At 55.0% G+C, this 15,144-nt stretch carries 17 protein-coding genes and 1 tRNA gene; 11 read left to right on the forward strand and 7 right to left on the reverse strand.

The window, feature by feature from the left end; genetic code table 11:
- Together B7364_RS09585 and B7364_RS09590 are read left to right on the forward strand one after the other, a co-directional pair.
- The coding region (locus tag B7364_RS09585; protein ID WP_085339781.1) for a response regulator at positions 1-756 on the forward strand (756 nt) is incomplete at its 5' end.
- A gap of 87 nt (positions 757-843) precedes the next feature.
- Positions 844-1,839: a CorA family divalent cation transporter gene (locus B7364_RS09590; protein WP_085339782.1), complete on the forward strand. Its 996-nt coding sequence runs from the start codon at positions 844-846 to the stop codon at positions 1,837-1,839.
- Positions 1,840-1,858: 19 nt separating this feature from the next.
- Here B7364_RS09590 and B7364_RS09595 read toward each other — a convergent pair whose 3' ends face one another.
- Positions 1,859-2,428 (reverse strand): GNAT family N-acetyltransferase, encoded by a 570-nt coding sequence (locus B7364_RS09595; RefSeq protein ID WP_085339783.1) that lies wholly within the window; start codon positions 2,426-2,428, stop codon positions 1,859-1,861.
- A 124-nt stretch (positions 2,429-2,552) separates the two neighbouring features.
- On the opposite strand from B7364_RS09595, the gene B7364_RS09600 reads away from it, so the two are divergent.
- Both B7364_RS09600 and B7364_RS09605 read left to right on the forward strand, forming a co-directional pair.
- Positions 2,553-3,107, forward strand: coding sequence for a sigma-70 family RNA polymerase sigma factor (locus B7364_RS09600; RefSeq protein ID WP_198534171.1), 555 nt, complete (start codon positions 2,553-2,555; stop codon positions 3,105-3,107).
- A complete protein-coding gene (locus B7364_RS09605; protein ID WP_085339785.1) occupies positions 3,104-3,751 on the forward strand; it encodes an NrsF family protein in 648 nt (215 codons plus the stop codon). Before B7364_RS09600 ends, B7364_RS09605 begins: the two co-directional genes overlap by 4 nt.
- 18 nt (positions 3,752-3,769) lie before the next feature.
- On the opposite strand, the gene B7364_RS09610 is transcribed toward B7364_RS09605, so the two are convergent.
- Complete coding sequence (locus tag B7364_RS09610; RefSeq protein WP_085339786.1) at positions 3,770-4,750, reverse strand: mitochondrial fission ELM1 family protein; 981 nt, start codon at positions 4,748-4,750, stop codon at positions 3,770-3,772.
- A gap of 102 nt (positions 4,751-4,852) precedes the next feature.
- Positions 4,853-5,560, reverse strand: coding sequence for an HAD-IB family hydrolase (locus B7364_RS09615; RefSeq protein ID WP_085339787.1), 708 nt, complete (start codon positions 5,558-5,560; stop codon positions 4,853-4,855).
- Positions 5,561-5,732: 172 nt separating this feature from the next.
- Here B7364_RS09615 and B7364_RS09620 point away from each other — a divergent pair.
- Positions 5,733-5,822, forward strand: a tRNA-Ser gene (locus B7364_RS09620).
- A gap of 18 nt (positions 5,823-5,840) precedes the next feature.
- On the opposite strand, the gene B7364_RS09625 is transcribed toward B7364_RS09620, so the two are convergent.
- Genes B7364_RS09625 through B7364_RS09635 form a run of 3 tightly spaced genes read right to left on the reverse strand, consistent with a single transcriptional unit; the run spans position 5,841 to position 9,918 of the window.
- The gene (locus tag B7364_RS09625) at positions 5,841-6,551 is read right to left on the reverse strand and encodes a response regulator transcription factor (protein ID WP_085339788.1); all 711 of its coding nucleotides are present in this window, start codon (positions 6,549-6,551) and stop codon (positions 5,841-5,843) included.
- Positions 6,548-7,984, reverse strand: coding sequence for a DUF4118 domain-containing protein (locus B7364_RS09630; RefSeq protein WP_085339789.1), 1,437 nt, complete (start codon positions 7,982-7,984; stop codon positions 6,548-6,550). The genes B7364_RS09625 and B7364_RS09630 overlap by 4 nt, the downstream gene beginning before the upstream one ends.
- Before the next feature lie 2 nt (positions 7,985-7,986).
- Positions 7,987-9,918: a potassium transporter Kup gene (locus tag B7364_RS09635; RefSeq protein ID WP_085339790.1), complete on the reverse strand. Its 1,932-nt coding sequence runs from the start codon at positions 9,916-9,918 to the stop codon at positions 7,987-7,989.
- A 272-nt stretch (positions 9,919-10,190) separates the two neighbouring features.
- On the opposite strand from B7364_RS09635, the gene B7364_RS09640 reads away from it, so the two are divergent.
- From B7364_RS09640 to B7364_RS09660, 5 genes are all read left to right on the forward strand, one after another.
- Positions 10,191-10,517, forward strand: coding sequence for an ArsR/SmtB family transcription factor (locus tag B7364_RS09640; RefSeq protein ID WP_085339791.1), 327 nt, complete (start codon positions 10,191-10,193; stop codon positions 10,515-10,517).
- A gap of 31 nt (positions 10,518-10,548) precedes the next feature.
- The gene (locus tag B7364_RS09645) at positions 10,549-10,965 is read left to right on the forward strand and encodes an SRPBCC family protein (protein ID WP_085339792.1); all 417 of its coding nucleotides are present in this window, start codon (positions 10,549-10,551) and stop codon (positions 10,963-10,965) included.
- Positions 10,966-10,977: 12 nt separating this feature from the next.
- Complete coding sequence (locus B7364_RS09650; protein ID WP_085339793.1) at positions 10,978-11,541, forward strand: DUF4287 domain-containing protein; 564 nt, start codon at positions 10,978-10,980, stop codon at positions 11,539-11,541.
- A gap of 106 nt (positions 11,542-11,647) precedes the next feature.
- A complete protein-coding gene (locus tag B7364_RS09655; RefSeq protein ID WP_085339794.1) occupies positions 11,648-12,157 on the forward strand; it encodes an SRPBCC family protein in 510 nt (169 codons plus the stop codon).
- A complete protein-coding gene (locus tag B7364_RS09660; RefSeq protein WP_085339795.1) occupies positions 12,154-12,585 on the forward strand; it encodes a hypothetical protein in 432 nt (143 codons plus the stop codon). The genes B7364_RS09655 and B7364_RS09660 overlap by 4 nt, the downstream gene beginning before the upstream one ends.
- A gap of 7 nt (positions 12,586-12,592) precedes the next feature.
- Here B7364_RS09660 and trhO read toward each other — a convergent pair whose 3' ends face one another.
- Complete coding sequence (gene trhO / locus B7364_RS09665; protein WP_085339797.1) at positions 12,593-13,309, reverse strand: oxygen-dependent tRNA uridine(34) hydroxylase TrhO; 717 nt, start codon at positions 13,307-13,309, stop codon at positions 12,593-12,595.
- 460 nt (positions 13,310-13,769) lie between these two features.
- On the opposite strand from trhO, the gene B7364_RS09670 reads away from it, so the two are divergent.
- Positions 13,770-15,134 (forward strand): hypothetical protein, encoded by a 1,365-nt coding sequence (locus B7364_RS09670; protein WP_157893628.1) that lies wholly within the window; start codon positions 13,770-13,772, stop codon positions 15,132-15,134.
- Positions 15,135-15,144 lie beyond the last annotated feature (10 nt).

A 15,144-nucleotide genomic window follows, 5' to 3' on the forward strand; every position in this document is an offset into this window, starting at 1 on the left:
ACATCAACAGCCTCAAAGCGAGCAGTTTTTGCGGGTGTCCACTTGGTCATTACCGACTTCAACATGCCGGGGCTGTCTGGGATTGGGCTGGCCCAGCGCATCCGCCAAGAAGTCCGGTCAAAAAATCCGCGCTTCAATCCGTCCATCCCCATCATCATGATTACCAGCTTCGGCACGAAGAAGTGTTTGATTGCTGCGCGCGACGCTGGGGTGGATGAGTTTTTGGCGAGACCGTTTACGACATTGGGTGTTGCTGAACGTATTGATTCTGCGGTGAATATGCAGCGCCCCTTCATCGTTTCAGACACTTATATTGGACCCTGTCGCCGCCGCAAAATTGATCCCATTCTGTCGGGCCTGAAACGGCGAGAGGCAGACCGCATCGCTGTCGTTCATGAGTTCGATTTTGAGCGCAATTTGATGCAGGGCGACGCGCAAATTCTCATCGACATCGCAGGCTATGACGCCATAGAGGAGACCTCGACCGAGGCCATTACCCGGATCGGGGAGATTACTGCCGTCCGGGCACACAAAATTCGCGACGGCTTGCTGGAGCGCGCCGCTATGTCGCTTCTGAAATATGTCTCATTGGCGACCGCCCTAGGCAAGCTTGAAGCCGATATGGTCGAGATGCATGGCTATGCCGTGAAACAATTGCTTGATCTGGCTGGCAAAGACCTCAATCTCTCCAATCAAGTGGTGGATTCCCTTGAGCGCGCGGTGGCCAAGCGTACGCGCTTGCGCGACGTCGCCTAGAGGCGGGCACACGCCAAAGCTTTACCCAACAGGCCAAATCCGCATTTGAATTTGGCATTGCCCAAAAATGGGTTAGAGCGTGTTGTCATGACACTCAGCATTTTGACCCGGCAGGCTAAAGGGCCGCAAATACTGGCACAGCCCACAGCCGAAGCCATCGCTATCCCCGATGTTATTTGGATCGATCTTTTAGCGCCTACGCGCGAAGAGGAACGCTTGGTTGAGCAAGCCTTTGGCATAGATGCGCCGTCAGAAACCGAACGCGCGGCCTTAGAAGAATCAGCGCGCTTTTATCTTGAAAATGACGTGCTGGTTTTGCACGGCACGGTGGTCGCGCGCGCCAGACCAGAAGCCGAAGCCGAACTGCCCTCAAAGCTCCCGCCCATCGCCCATAAACGTGAAATTGTCAGTTTCTTCCTGACCAAGACCGCGCTGATCACGGTGCGCACCTGCCCTTTGCGCGCCTTTGAAGCCAATGAGGGGCGCGCGTCTGCCGATTTGGCTGATGTCGAGACGGGGCCTGAAGTCTTACTCGCCTTAATTGAAAGCTTGGTCGAGCGGGTCGCAGACTTCTTGAGTGCCAGTGCGCAGGAATTAGAAGACCTCAATCTTCGGGTCTTGGTCAGTCGGCGCACGATCCGCCTCGAAACGATTTTAAAGCGCCTTGGCCAATTGGGGGCAGGGGTCAGCCAATCGCGCGATTCCCTTTCAAGCTTGTCGCGTTTAGCCCGCTTTGTTCTCGCACATGGGGCGGCTTGGAAGGTGCCCAAAGAGCGTTTGAGCCTTTTGGCGACAGATGTGGAGACGCTGCAGCGTCAGGCCGAGGCCTTGACCAATGACCTAACCTTCTTCCTCGACGCGACTTTGGGCCTTGTCAGCGCGCGGCAAAATGAGACCCTCAAGGCAATGGCGGTTGTGACCCTGCTGTTTGCGCCACCCACCCTGTTGGCTTCGGCCTTCGGCATGAATTTCGAGCATATGACGGTTTTTGCCGACCCCTATGGGCCTTTCTGGGCGGCGGGTTTGATGGTGGCCTCGTCGGTGGTGATTTTCTCAATCGCGCGCTTGGGTAAATGGCTATAGGCAGCCGCGCGCCCCGCGCTCAAAGCCAGCTGGGGACTTCAGACTCAAGGCCTGCCAGCTCATCAAGATCGGTCCAAGTGTAGCCGACGACCGGGATTTGCCAGCCCTGCATCGAGTCGCGTTTGTCGCCTGCGATCTTGCCCCCAATGGACTCATAAAAAGTGCGCGCCTTTTCATTGCCTTTGACCACCCAAAGACCGCCGCTGAAAAGACCGCGCATCAAAAGCCAACGTGAACAGGCTAACATCAAAGCCCGGCCGAGGCCGCGCCCTTGATGTGACGCCTTCACATAAATCTGGTGGATTTCCCCGTCGCCCAAGATTTCGGCAGCTTGACCTGAAGCCGCGCCACAGGTTGCATAGCCCAACGCCTTACCGTCCTCGGTTTCAGCAACGAAGATGCCGTGGTCCAAGTCGCCATCTTGGCGAATGAGTTCAGCCCGCCAGGTCCGATAAAGCCGCGGTAAAGCCAAGCCATCTAAGACAGGTGTTGGCAACAGACCAGAATAGGTTTCACGCCACGTGATCTGCTGCAATTCAGCAATCGCTGGGGCATCACTTTGTTCGGCACGGCGGATCATCAAGCTCATAGAAACAAGGTGGCGGAAATCTGAAAAAGCGCAAGCCTCGCTTCTGCAATCATGCCATGCTTACCGCCCACTAGGGTGTAACCATCCTATAGGCGGTCGCGTACTGCTTGCTGGAGGGGCGATTTTGACACCAGACGAAACCCACTTGCACGCATGGATGCTGGGCGCCCAAGCAGGCGATCCAGTCGCAACGCGCCGCCTTTTAGATGGACTAGCCCCCCGGCTTCGGGCCTTTTTTCGCAATAAAGGGGCAAGGCCTGAGGATGCCGAAGACTTGGTACAAGAGACCTTGATCGCCATTTATACCAAGCGGGCCATGTTCGATCCCGAGCAAAAGCTTCTGGCCTGGACCTATGCGATTGCCCGCTACCGCATGATCGACCGTTGGCGGCGTACTGGCAAGCGCGGGCTTGATTTGCCGATTGAGGATTATGAGCATGCCTTGGCCGCTGAAGAAACCGAAGCAGGCGATCCCAGTCGCGATATTGCCCGCTTGTTGGGCGATCTGCCGGAGAAACAAAGGACCTCTATTGAGCTGGTCAAACTGAAAGAATTAAGCATTGCCGAAGCATCCGCTCAAACGGGGTGGAGCGCATCGGACATTAAAATATCCATCCATCGCGGTCTGAAGACGCTGATGCGTCTGGTTGGGACTTCAGCGACAGGAGACATATCATGACGACCGATGAATTGATTGCCGCCTTGGCACGCACACCCGAAACAGCGACCCCCAATCGCCTCTATCGCCGCATCGCTTTGGCGCTGGTGCTTGGCCTGGTGCTGGGTTTGGTGTTGGTCCGGCTGTTTATGGGCTTTCGCCCCGATATTGGCGTTGCAGCCCCCATGGTGGCCATGAAAGCTGGTTTTTCAGCCTTGATCGCCACCTTCGCCGGCGGCGTAGCCTTGCGTCTGGCGAAGCCAATTGGGCAAGACAAGGGCACGATGGCCCGTCTGGTTAGCCCCTTTGTCTTGGTTATTGCGGCCGCCATCGCCATAGGTGTGATCACCTTGATGGCAACAGAGCCTGGGCACCGATTTGCCGCATTTACCGGCGGCGGGTTTCCATGGTGCATCATCCTGATCCCCATCTGCGGTTTGCCTGCGGCTTTGCTTTTGGTGTGGGCCATGCGTGAGGCAGCCCCAACCCGCTTGGCCTTGGCCGGAGCCGCGATTGGGGCCCTATCCGGCGGGGTTGGGGCGATGGTTTATGCCATGTTCTGCTCAGTCGACTCGGTTTCCTTTGTCACCATTTGGTACGTGGTTGGGATCGGTCTTGCCTCAGCTTTAGGGGCTTTGCTAGGCGTTCGGCTTTTGCGCTGGTGAAGGCCCGTCGACCCTGAATTAAGGCGTGATTAATCGGGCTTGAATGGCCTCTGCAATCGTCATGGCATCGCGGATGGGCTCATAAGACCAGTGCGTCAGATTGCCATTGAACCAGCGTGCCGCGCCGCGTTCAAGGAAGGCGGCGTGTAAGCGGTCGAACTTTGGATCGCCACCTTCCAGCTTAATCAAATGCATCGGAATGCCAAAGAAGGCGACATCGGTCATCATATTGGTTGAATCCTCGGTGACGAGGGCAACCTGGGCTTGGGCCAACCAAGCCAAATAGGGATTAGGCCCATCTCGCGCTTCATTGGCAAAGAAGTCCGCGCCCGATGTAAAGGCAAAGGCGCGGAACAAATCTTCAGCATGTTTGGGGGTACGCCGCGAGGTGGTGATCATCAGATGCACGTCTTGATGGGCCAGCCTTTGCAACTCTGCAACAATCGCATGGGCGCGGGCGAGGCTAAGCTGGTGGCGTTTGGATGTGCCGCCAAGGATCACCATGACGCGCTTTTTGCTTGGATGACGAATTTCTGGAATTTGTCCAAGTGCGGTTTCAATTTGCCTTTGAGTATACCAGACCGGTGCGCCCAAAGTGGTGATAACATTATCGCCGACTAGCCCGTCATGCTGGGGCGGGGCAACCAGATCAAAGCGTTTGGGATTCACGCGTGGATCTTGCACTTGCACCACAAGGCTTTGTCCGCGGCTCCACTTTTTCATCCGCAAAGAATAGGGGATTGAGCGGCGGCCATTGGCGATCCACACATCGGGCCAAGGTGGCTGTAGGCGGGCGGCCTGCTCTGGGGGAAGGGCTGCTTTTGGCATCAGCCAAAGACTGGGGGGCAGGTTAACTTGGAACCCTCTGGGTTGCAGGCGACAGATTTTGATCCGGGTTGGCACCCGTTCGCTCAGCGCATGGGCTATGGCTAAGGTCTGGCGCTCGATACCGGCCCGCCCATCGGATACGCACCAGACTGAGACTTCATGACCTTCCATGCGTCTGCTCTCCGAATTTACGCCCTATGCGCTGGACTGACCTATCGCTCTCACGGGCAGCTTTGCCGTATAGGGATGCTAACAGGCCGCTACCCAAGCGTACTAAAGCCGATTCGCGTGGCTTCGTTCCATAAGATTGCCAGCATAAAGCGATAACAACTGGATCAGCCGGTCACGCGGGGCTTCTTCAAAGCTTCGAAAGCCGGGGTTTTGGGCAGCGGCCAGCATTTCCTGATCTCCCCGCGTATCGCCATAAGCGGCCACTAATGGGGCCTTGGTGAAGGCCATACGAATGGCGGCAAGCTTGCCGGGTCCCCAACAATTCTCACCCCTCAATCTGCCAGTCAGCCGCCCATCTCGGATTTCCACTTCAGTAGCCAAGACATGTTCAACCCCCAGCTCTTGAGCCCAAACCAGCAAATAATCGCGCAACGAGGCTGAAACCAACGCCACTTGATCGCGGACACCTTGATGGGAACGCAAGCGCGCGAGGCCGTCTGGTCTGGCAATAAGGGGATAAATCGTCTGGGCAAAGGTTTGGCACCGTGCCAAATAATCCTCTGCCGTCATGCCGGCCAGAAACAGGCCGAGGGTTTTTTCCTTCACTGCGCTGCGGGGCAGGACGCCAAAGCGATAGGCCAAAAATGTGGGGACAAGCCGGATCATCTTCACCGCAAAGCCAAAGCGGCCAGCGATAAAGCGCAAGAACAACAGATAGGAATCGGCCCAAGTCAGCGTGCCATCAACGTCAAAGGCCGCGACAGGACGCTCCTCTTTCTGGGGACTGGCGGCGGGCTTCGGCTCGATCATGGACCATCCTTTAGACAGATTTCTACCCTTCCTGCCAGTCAACAGTCACATCTTTAGGCCAAAGCACACAGTTGCTGCAGGTCTGCCTGCAAACCATGTCTTGCCAGAGCTGCCTTTGGCGCTTAAACACCGCGCCCTTGACCAACTTGCAGCAAGTTCTGCAAGGCGCACCGGAGGGGTGGCAGAGTGGTCGAATGCGGCGGTCTCGAAAACCGTTATAGGTGCAAGCCTATCGAGGGTTCGAATCCCTCCTCCTCCGCCAGTTTTTCCACAATCCAAATCAACTAGTCGTATCCGATCCAGACGATGTCTCTGGCACTACCAAGCGATAGCCGATGCCGGGTTCATTGCGGATTAGTGTGGGTCTGGATGGATTAGGCTCAAGCTTTTTGCGGATGGCGCGCACGGCCACGCGCAGATACTCCACATCGGTCTCGTGGGCTGGGCCCCAAACCTCGCGCAGCACTTGGGCATGGGTGATTACCCGACCTGCGTGACGGGCCAAGAGTTCAAGAACGCCATATTCCTTGGGCGCAAAATGCAAGTCTTCTGAACCACGCAGCACCCTTCGTGCATCAAGATCGAGGGTGGTGCTGCCTAACTGGACGATGCCTCCTTTGCCGGTTTGTGGCATGCGGGCGCGAAAGGCTGCCCGCAACCGCGCCAGCAATTCATCGGTGTCAAAAGGTTTGACCACATAGTCGGCGGCACCCAGATCCAGAGCAGCAATCTTCTCGGTCACAGTATCACGGGCCGAGACCACGATCACCGCAATGCCCAGATCGGCAAATTGTTTGACAAGTTCGATCCCGTCGCGGTCAGGCAGACCTAAATCAATCAGCGCCGCTTCCGGGGTGGAAACTCGTGCCAGATGGATTGCCTCCCGGCCTGTTGTGGCTGTTGCCACCCGATAGCCACCCCTCTCCACCGCTGCGCAGAGGAGACGCAAAATCTGGGCTTCATCTTCAACAATCAAGATGCGTGGGGTCATCCCAATTTGGTCCTATCGGAAAAGTCGATGGCAAATATTGTGCCCGGTTTGTCGGTTCGGTTAGCGATACTTACCCGATGGCCGAGCGCGCGGGCAAAGGAATCTACAACCGATAGCCCTACACCCGACCCAGGCGCACAATCGCTATGATGACCGCGTTTAAACAAGCCAAACAGGTCTGCCACATCCTCGCCAATGCCCGGTCCTTCGTCCATAACCGAGAGCCGCGCTCCCCCGTCCAACCGATGAGCCAGCACCTGAATCGAGGTTGTTTCAGGGCTATATTTTCCCGCGTTCTCCAACAGGTTTAACACAATATGGTGCAGCATGATGGGATCGCTTTGAATCAAGGGTGTGTCTTCGGCGATCGTCACTTCAATACGATCACGGATTGCCTGCGGCAAAGCACCGATCGCTGCATCAATCGTGTCAGTCAAATCCATGGAAGAGACGTCCGGCAAGGCGTCGTTGGCCTGAAGCCGGGCGAGTTCAAGCAGATTGTCGAGGGTCCGTTCCAGCCGTAGGGCATCTGCCCTTATTGGATTGATTACCTTAGGATCGTGATAGCTGATGCTTTCAAGACCGGCTCGCAAGGTGGTCATGGGGGTGCGAAGATCATGGCCGATGGAGGCAAAGATCGCCCGGCGCATCGCCTCGGATTCGGCCCGGCGCGTCTCTGCTTCTATCCGCGCCGCCAATTCAAGTCGGTCGAGGGCATCTGCTGCCTCGTCGATCATGTCTCTCGCGTGAGCCAGTCTAGAAAGCTGGGGGGCTGACCCTTCCAACCTTGCTAAAAGGGGGCGACGGCCAGCATGCGCTGCAACATAGACTGAAGAGGCATCTGAAAACAGAGGTAGGCCACGACCTGCCATCTCGCTATGGGCGAGAGCCCAGCGCGCAGCGGCTTCATCTTGGCTTGAAGAACGGCTAAGATCTCCAATTGATTCAACAAGGCTAACGCCACGCTGTGTGCTCGCTTCCAAAGCCTTTGCGGCCACCTGCAGTACTTGTTCGCGTGTACCTGCCGCCAAAAGCTGCTGTGTCATTGCCGAAAAAATCGCACTATCGGCGGCATCTTGGCGAGCCCGCTCGCCGGCTTCGGCAAGCCGTGCCGCAACCGAAGCGGTTACAAAAGCCACCAACGCATAGACGCCTAAGGTCAAAAGGTCTCCAGATTTGGCAATAGCAAAGGTTAGCCGCGGTTCTAGCGCCACAAAGTTGAAGACCGCCCCCGCCAAAACGGCTAGCCCAAGACCCGCCATACGCCCCCCGCCCGATGCTGCAATAACAACCGGTACCAAAAGAAGCAGGGCGAAATTGGCGGTCCCAAAGTTTGGCCAGTTTATGCCAGCCCAGCCCAGCACCAGGGTCACGACCAAAGCTAAGCCTAGTGAAATCGTTCGTTCTGTGGCCTTGGTTCTGGCGTCAGGCATGATCACACCCGCACGCGCGAACCCAGCTCAACAACGCGGTCTGGTGGAATCTGGAAGAAGGCAGTTGGGTCAGCGGCATTGCGATGCAGGAAACTATAGATGATCGCTTGCCACAAGGGGAGGCCGACTTCCGCGCTTGGGGCTAAGGAGTTGCGGCTCACGAAGAAAGAGATGCCCTTAGGATGGATGGGAATCCGCCCATCTCGGTGCAAGTCCGTTGGCACATCGGGGCTCTCCATATAGCCGTAGCACAAGGTTGCGCGCAAAAAGCGATCATTCAGACGCTCCATCGAAAGCCGCTCGGCTGGCGGTACATGGGGCTGGGTAGACGTGCGCACGGTAAGAAGAATATTCTCGTTATGCAGGACTTGGTTGTGTTTGAGATTATGCAGCAGCGCGGGCGGTGCATTTTCGGGGTCGGCGGTAAGAAAAACCGCGGTTCCTTGGGCAATCGGGGTGGCGCTTTTCGCGAGATTTGGCACCAAGTCGACAATCTTGACTGTCTCGCGCGTCGCTTGAACAGCAAGGAAAGCTCTCCCGCGAACCCAAATGCCGATCAGTCCGGCAATTAGAAGGCCAACCGCCAGCGGAACCCATCCCCCTTCTATAACCCGCAAAATGTTGGCACCGAAGAAAAATAGGTCGAGCGCCAGAAGTGGACCGACGACAATAATGCTTGTGAAAACCGACCACCTCCACAATTTCCATACCACGACAAAGGCTAAAAGCGTGGTAACAACCATGGTTCCGGTTACCGCAATCCCGTAAGCAGCTGCCATTTTGGAAGACGTCTGGAAGCTTAGAATGAGGATGAGGACGCCCAAGGCCAAAAGCCAATTTATCGCCGGTAAGTAGATTTGGCCCGATTGGCTGGCGCTTGTCTGCCGGATGGTCAGGCGCGGCAAGAGGCCCAGTGAAATTGCCTGCTGGGTCAAGGAAAATGCGCCCGTAATGACCGCTTGGCTTGCAATGATGGTGGCCAGGGTTGCTAAGCCCACCATAGCCAAGCGAAACCACTCTGGTGTCATTAGGAAGAACCAGTCAGAGGCTTGTAAGCTTTGGCCTTGCGAGGCGGCGACTTCAAACTGGTTCAGTGCAAATGCCCCTTGGCCAAAGTAATTCAACGTGAGCGCTGGAAAGACAAGTAGATACCAGCCAAGCTGGATCGGGAAACGGCCAAAATGGCCCATATCCGCCGTGAGGGCTTCAGCCCCCGTTACGGTCAGAAATACGGCCCCCATCACCAACAAACCTACTTTGCCATGCGTCAGCAGGAATTCGATCCCGTAGGCGGGGTTGATTGCGGAGAAAATTTCAGGGGTGCTCAAGGTGTTAATCAGGCCGACTGTGCCTATCGCCACAAACCAAATGGCACAAATTGGGCCAAACCAAACCGCCACAGCTGCGGTACCCGAAGATTGGATGGCAAAAAGCCCGACGAGTAAACCGATGGCGAGCGTTAGGATCAACTCGTGGCTCAAATACGGGGCAACGGCGGGAACCGATTTCAAGCCCTCTACGGCAGACAAAACCGACAGGGCCGGGGTGAGGATTGCGTCGCCGTAAAACAGTGCCGCCCCAATCGCGCCTAGTAGCGTGACGATGGCCCATTTGCCCTGTGTGGCGCGCTGTGCCAGCGCCATTAATGAAAGGACCCCACCCTCGCCATGATTGTCGGCCCGCATCAGAAAGCTGATGTATTTCACCGTTACAACCAAAATGAGCGTCCACAAGGCAAGGCTTAGGACGCCAAAAATCTCGGCTTGGGAAATTCCTCCTCCGGCTGCTTGGGTGAGGGCTTCGCGATAGGCATAAAGCGGGCTTGTCCCGATATCGCCATAGACCACCCCGATGGCACCAAGGGTGAGAATGGCGGTCTGATTGCGACGGGAAGCGTTGGGTGTGTCTTGGCCTGGGGCGCGACTGGTTAGCATGAAAGGTCTCCACTGTCCGTCGCAGGGCAGACCACAGATCGGCGTAAAGCTTCCATATGAAAGCTAGGCCTTGGCATAAGGAAAGCATAAAGTTTGGGCCGGTTGCCCTGTCGGTAGCCACTCCAGCCACGCGCTGGTACCGTGGTAGATATGGCGCATCAGGCCGAAAATGCGCCATTGTTTGAGCTGGGATAACGCGTGGCCAGAGTCTGCATCGGCCTTACTTGACATCATAGGTAATTGCCTATAAATAACCTTTGAGAGAGGTGCCCATGACCTATGTCGCTCCCCATCAGGATGCATTCAAAGCCATTGCCGATCCCAATCGGCGGAAGATGTTGGACATGATGCTGCAGGATGCCTGCACCGTGGGGGCATTGGCAGAGGCTTTGGCGATTTCCCAGCCTGCTGCGTCCCAGCATATGCAAGTCTTGAGACTGGCTGGCTTGGTGGATGAGCGGGTGGAGGGGCGGCGCACCTTTTATTCGGTGCGGGCTGCACAGCTTCGAACCGTCGCCGATTGGATTGCTAAGTACGAAGCTTTCTGGACCGAGAAACTCGACGCGCTCGAAACGCATTTGGCCCGCATGAAGAACTGACACTTTAGAAAAATCGGGAGTCTTCCAACAGATGCAGGACATTGTCATTAGCCGGACTTTAGCCTTTCCCCGCACGATGGTGTGGGAGGCTTTGACATCAAGCGACCATTTAGCTGCTTGGTTGATGCCCAATGATTTCAGACCGATCGCAAACCACGCTTTTACATTCAAGACCGATCCAGCGCCGGGCTTTGACGGGACCGTGCACTGCATCGTGCTGGAAATCAGTGAGCCTGAGCGTTTGAAGTTTAGTTGGCGGGGCGGAGGGATAGATACGGTTGTGACCTTTGAGCTGAGGGAGACGGGCGGGGAAACCCAATTGACCTTCAGCCAAACAGGCTTCGCAGGCCTGTCGAACCTTATCCCTCGGGTGGCCTTGGGCTTTGGCTGGAAGGATTTGCTATCCAAAAAACTACCAGCTTTTCTCAGCGCACACTCGCCTAAATGAGGATTGCATATTATGGCCCTAAGTCCGGATGAAATGGATGCCGCCGTGTTGCGCAATTTGGCCGAGCGCAGCGGCTTGACTTTGACAGACTGGATCACCCGGCTCGAGGCCTCTGGCCCATTTGCCAAGCCCGCTGAAGCCGTTGCCTGGCTTAAAACCCAACATGGGCTTGGCCATGTCACCGCGCAAATCCTTGTACGCAAATGGAAAAATCGTAACAGAACGACAGGCGATGACCGGTCTATCGAGATGATCTTGGGTCCCGATGGAGCGGCGGTGTTCGACCATCTTGTTCGGGCCTTGCGCCCATCGATCCCGAATCTCGAAGTAATGCCGCGTAAAACCGATGTTGGGCTTGGGACCGGGCGGCAATTCGCCGTGGCGATCCGCCCCAAAGCAGGTGCGGCACAGCTTTGGATTGGTCTCGTCGCGCAAGATGGGACACAAGCGCCCTTGCCAAAGGCACCCAAGCTTGGTGGCAGTGACCGGTTCATTTATTTGCTGGAAATTGACACTGGGTCTGATCTGGCTGGCAGTCTCGCCCATCTGCGGTCCGCCGCAGGCCTAAGCATTTAGAAGCTGATTTGACTTAACTCTATGATATTTAAGTTAAAAACAGGGCATAATTGTCAAGCAAAATCACTTTGCTAAAGAGCGCACCCAAGCTGAGGAGCGCGATATTATGAAGGTAGCATTTTGGATCATTAGCAGTTTAGCAGGCCTTGCGGCTTTGGTAGTTGTGGTGGGCCTTTTGTTGCCAGCTACCCGCACGGGCCAAGCTGATCGCGTGGTCAAGGCCACGCCTGCCCAAGTGAAGGCTGCTATCCTCGATAAGGCCAGTCAGCCATCTTGGCGGCCAGAACTTGCTAAAGTCGAGGTTCAATCTGCCACCAATTGGACGGAAACCACCCAAAAGGGTGAAGTCATCACCTTTGAATTGATGGCCCAGACAGAAGAAATGCTGCAAATGCGCTTTACGAGCAGCTATGGCTATCATGGCCAGTGGGAAGGCCGCTTGGTGCCAACGCCATCGGGGGGCACGCACATCTTTGTGACTGAACAAGCCACGACGCCCTCGCCAATCGGTCGTATTATGAGCCGGCTATTTTTTGACCCCAAGGCCTTTGCCAGTGCCTATCTTGATGCCTTAGAACAGGAAACCGCACGTCGTAGCACACGAGATGCCTCATGACAGCCAAACCCAAAAAGCCAACCGACTGGCGCAAGCGCTTTGACAAAGCCAAACCGCCGAAAACTCTTGTGCTGCATACCGACTTTGCCGGCATTAAAATGGGTACAACCATGTATATCGGCTCGCCCGGGACGATTGCCAATTATATCTCGGCCATTCCCCTAGGCGAGGTGCGCAGCATTGAGCGGATGCGCAATGAGCTCGCGCGAAAAAACGCGGCCCAAGCCACCTGTCCGGTTACCACCGCCATTTATCTCAAAGTGGTTGCCGAAGTCGCACTTGCGGAGTTGAGCGAGGGGAAGGCTACGACCGAAGTCGTGCCTTTTTGGCGGGTCATAGAGCCTGGTAGCAAGATCGCCAAAAAGCTGAGCTGTGATAGCCAAGTGATTGAACATTATCGCGTGTTAGAGCGAGCCGATCCCGCCTAAACGCCTTCTAGTCGGCGCCGACCACACCGCGGGAGTCAAACACAAAGCAGCCGCCTTCAAACAGGCTTTCTTCTTTGGGAACTTGTTCCATATAGGCCAAGATACCACCTTTGAGGTGATAGACGTTCTCAAACCCTTCTGCCAGCAGATAGGCAGATGCCTTTTCGCAGCGGATGCCGCCCGTGCAATACATGGCGACCTTTTTGTCGCGGGCGGGATCGAGATTGTCTTCGGCCCATTTCTTAAAGGCGGTGAAAGTGCGGATTTTCGGGTCAATCGCGCCTTTAAAAATGCCTTCTTCGGTCTCATAGGCATTGCGCGTATCAACCAGCACAATGTCTGGATCGGCGATCAGTGCGTTCCAATCCGATGGCGCAATATAGGTGCCCACGACTTGGCGCGGGTCTGCCTTGGGCGCGCGCAAGGTCACGATCTCACGCTTCAGCCGCACTTTCATGCGCACAAAGGGATTTTTGTCTTCCTGCGCATATTTGATCTCAGCGTCCTTGAAACGACCCGAAAAGATGGGATCATTTTCCAGATAGGTGACGAATTGGTCGATCCCCTCAGGCGGGCCTGCAATCGTGCCATTGATGCCTTCAGGCGCAATCAATAACGTGCCCATTATCCCCAATTGTTTGGTTGTCGCCAACAAATCCACCCGCAGGACCTCAAAGTCCGGGCAATCGGCAAACTTATACAGGGCGCAAATCTTGGCAGTCATGGCAGGCCCATAGCAAAACAGCGCCCACATGGGCACCCCCGCCATGCAGATGGGGCGGTGGTTTGCAAACCGTGAGAATTGGCTGTCGGCTTTGCGCCAAACTAGGTCAATAGGGCGGTGAAGTCCGTTGCTCGAAAGCGGACATTTGCAGTCAGGTAGGGTGCAGTCCGATAGGACTGCACCACCTCAACGACGATGGCCTTCGTTTTGATTGCTTCAACTAGGAATGCCTTTGCCACAGGTTGTGCCTACGCAATGGCTTCGTTCGAGTTTGGGCAGTGAGCATTGTCGGGCGGTTTCAAGGCAAGCGAAGCGACGCCTTGAACCGTTCCAAGTGATTTGGCTAAGGTGCATCATTGGCGATCTCAGGGATTGCTTGACCATGGTGCATTCCATTGATGGAATGCACCTTGGTCTACCGCGCGGAGCGCATTGCTGCTGAGGGATGGAGCGGAAGCTGTTGAAGATGTTGATTAGGAAAAGGTCTTTTGCGCTTTTTGCGCTTCTAGCGACCTCGATCCTTCTTGGCTTCCATCTTACCGGCAGTTACGGCGAAACATCTGAAAACCGAACGGTGCCAATTGAACTCACATATGACACACCCAGCTTGCCAAGACCGTCGTGCGCGCTAAGCTACGCTACTGAACAGGTTTTTGATTTTACAGGGTTCGACGCTTGGGCACCGGATCAGCTGATCGCGAATTGGGATCCAGCGTTAACAGAAGGTGAGTCCAATCCCAGCTTTACAATATTCTCAGTTGCGGATCCTCAAAATATTGGGGCCGTGCGGATTGAAGGACGTGCTTTTGGTTGGGCGAGGAACGCTGGCAAGTTTTACTATGCTGACCAAAGCGGCGAGCTAAGGTCGCTCTCCCCGATCAAGCAAGGCTCCAAAAGCGGAAAAACAATTCTGTCTTCAAGGGCTGAAGTGGACGGGTTGTATAAAAGCCTTTCAAAGCAAAAAACCCCACTTCAAAGTTCAAATGGTTTCGCAATTTTTGCAGATAATTCTAATGGCACCATTTCAGCCCTTAATCTGTCCGATAAAGAGCTATTGACCGTTAGTGTGGATGACAAGGTAGCAAGCTTTGGTGTAAAATGTAAAAATTTTCAGTCAGATAGATGCGTTCTCTTCGCAGTGACAGTGTCTGAACTGACCCGTGATTTTTCGAAATTGAATTTCAAATTAGTCTATTCAGCTCATGCAGGGGCTGAACGAGTTATTGGGCTAGGCAGCGAGAATCCAACAATAGTTTCAATATCCGGAGATGTGGTCCACTTTGTTGCGAGAGGACAAGGATACCGGAGTTTATGGGTAACTTCTCCAAATCGAGAGTTGACGAACTTAACGCCAAATTTAAATTTTGATTTTGTGAGCGGTCAGTTTTTTGGTCCGGATCGATTGGCATTGACTGATTTCTTTGGGCAAAGCCGTTTGCTATCGATGAGTGCTGATGGTTCGAAAATTCTTCAAGTTTTACCTCTGTCCGACGAGCCAGACCGCCAGAGTAGTTTCGTTTCGGATTTCGGCGATTTGGGATATCTGAAGCGTTCTAGAGCTCCCGGGCACCAAGACCAAATCGTGTTGGTGAGCAGACAAAGTTCCATGCGGCAACTGCTTACTTGCGAACCTGGCCCCACCTATCGAGGCATTCCAGTCACAACAAAAGATAATGAGGTTCAAAGTCACGGCTTTTGGTTCCCGCCAATCAAAACGAATGTAGAAGGTAAAGTAGGTTTCGGAAATGAACCTGAGACTTTGATTTACTTTCATGGTGGTCCTTCGGCGACCGATGACCTGAGCCCCGATTGGTCCGTCATTTGAAAGGAGAGTC

It is taken from the genome of Aquidulcibacter paucihalophilus, from assembly GCF_002105465.1.
GTDB lineage: Bacteria > Pseudomonadota > Alphaproteobacteria > Caulobacterales > Aquidulcibacteraceae > Aquidulcibacter > Aquidulcibacter paucihalophilus.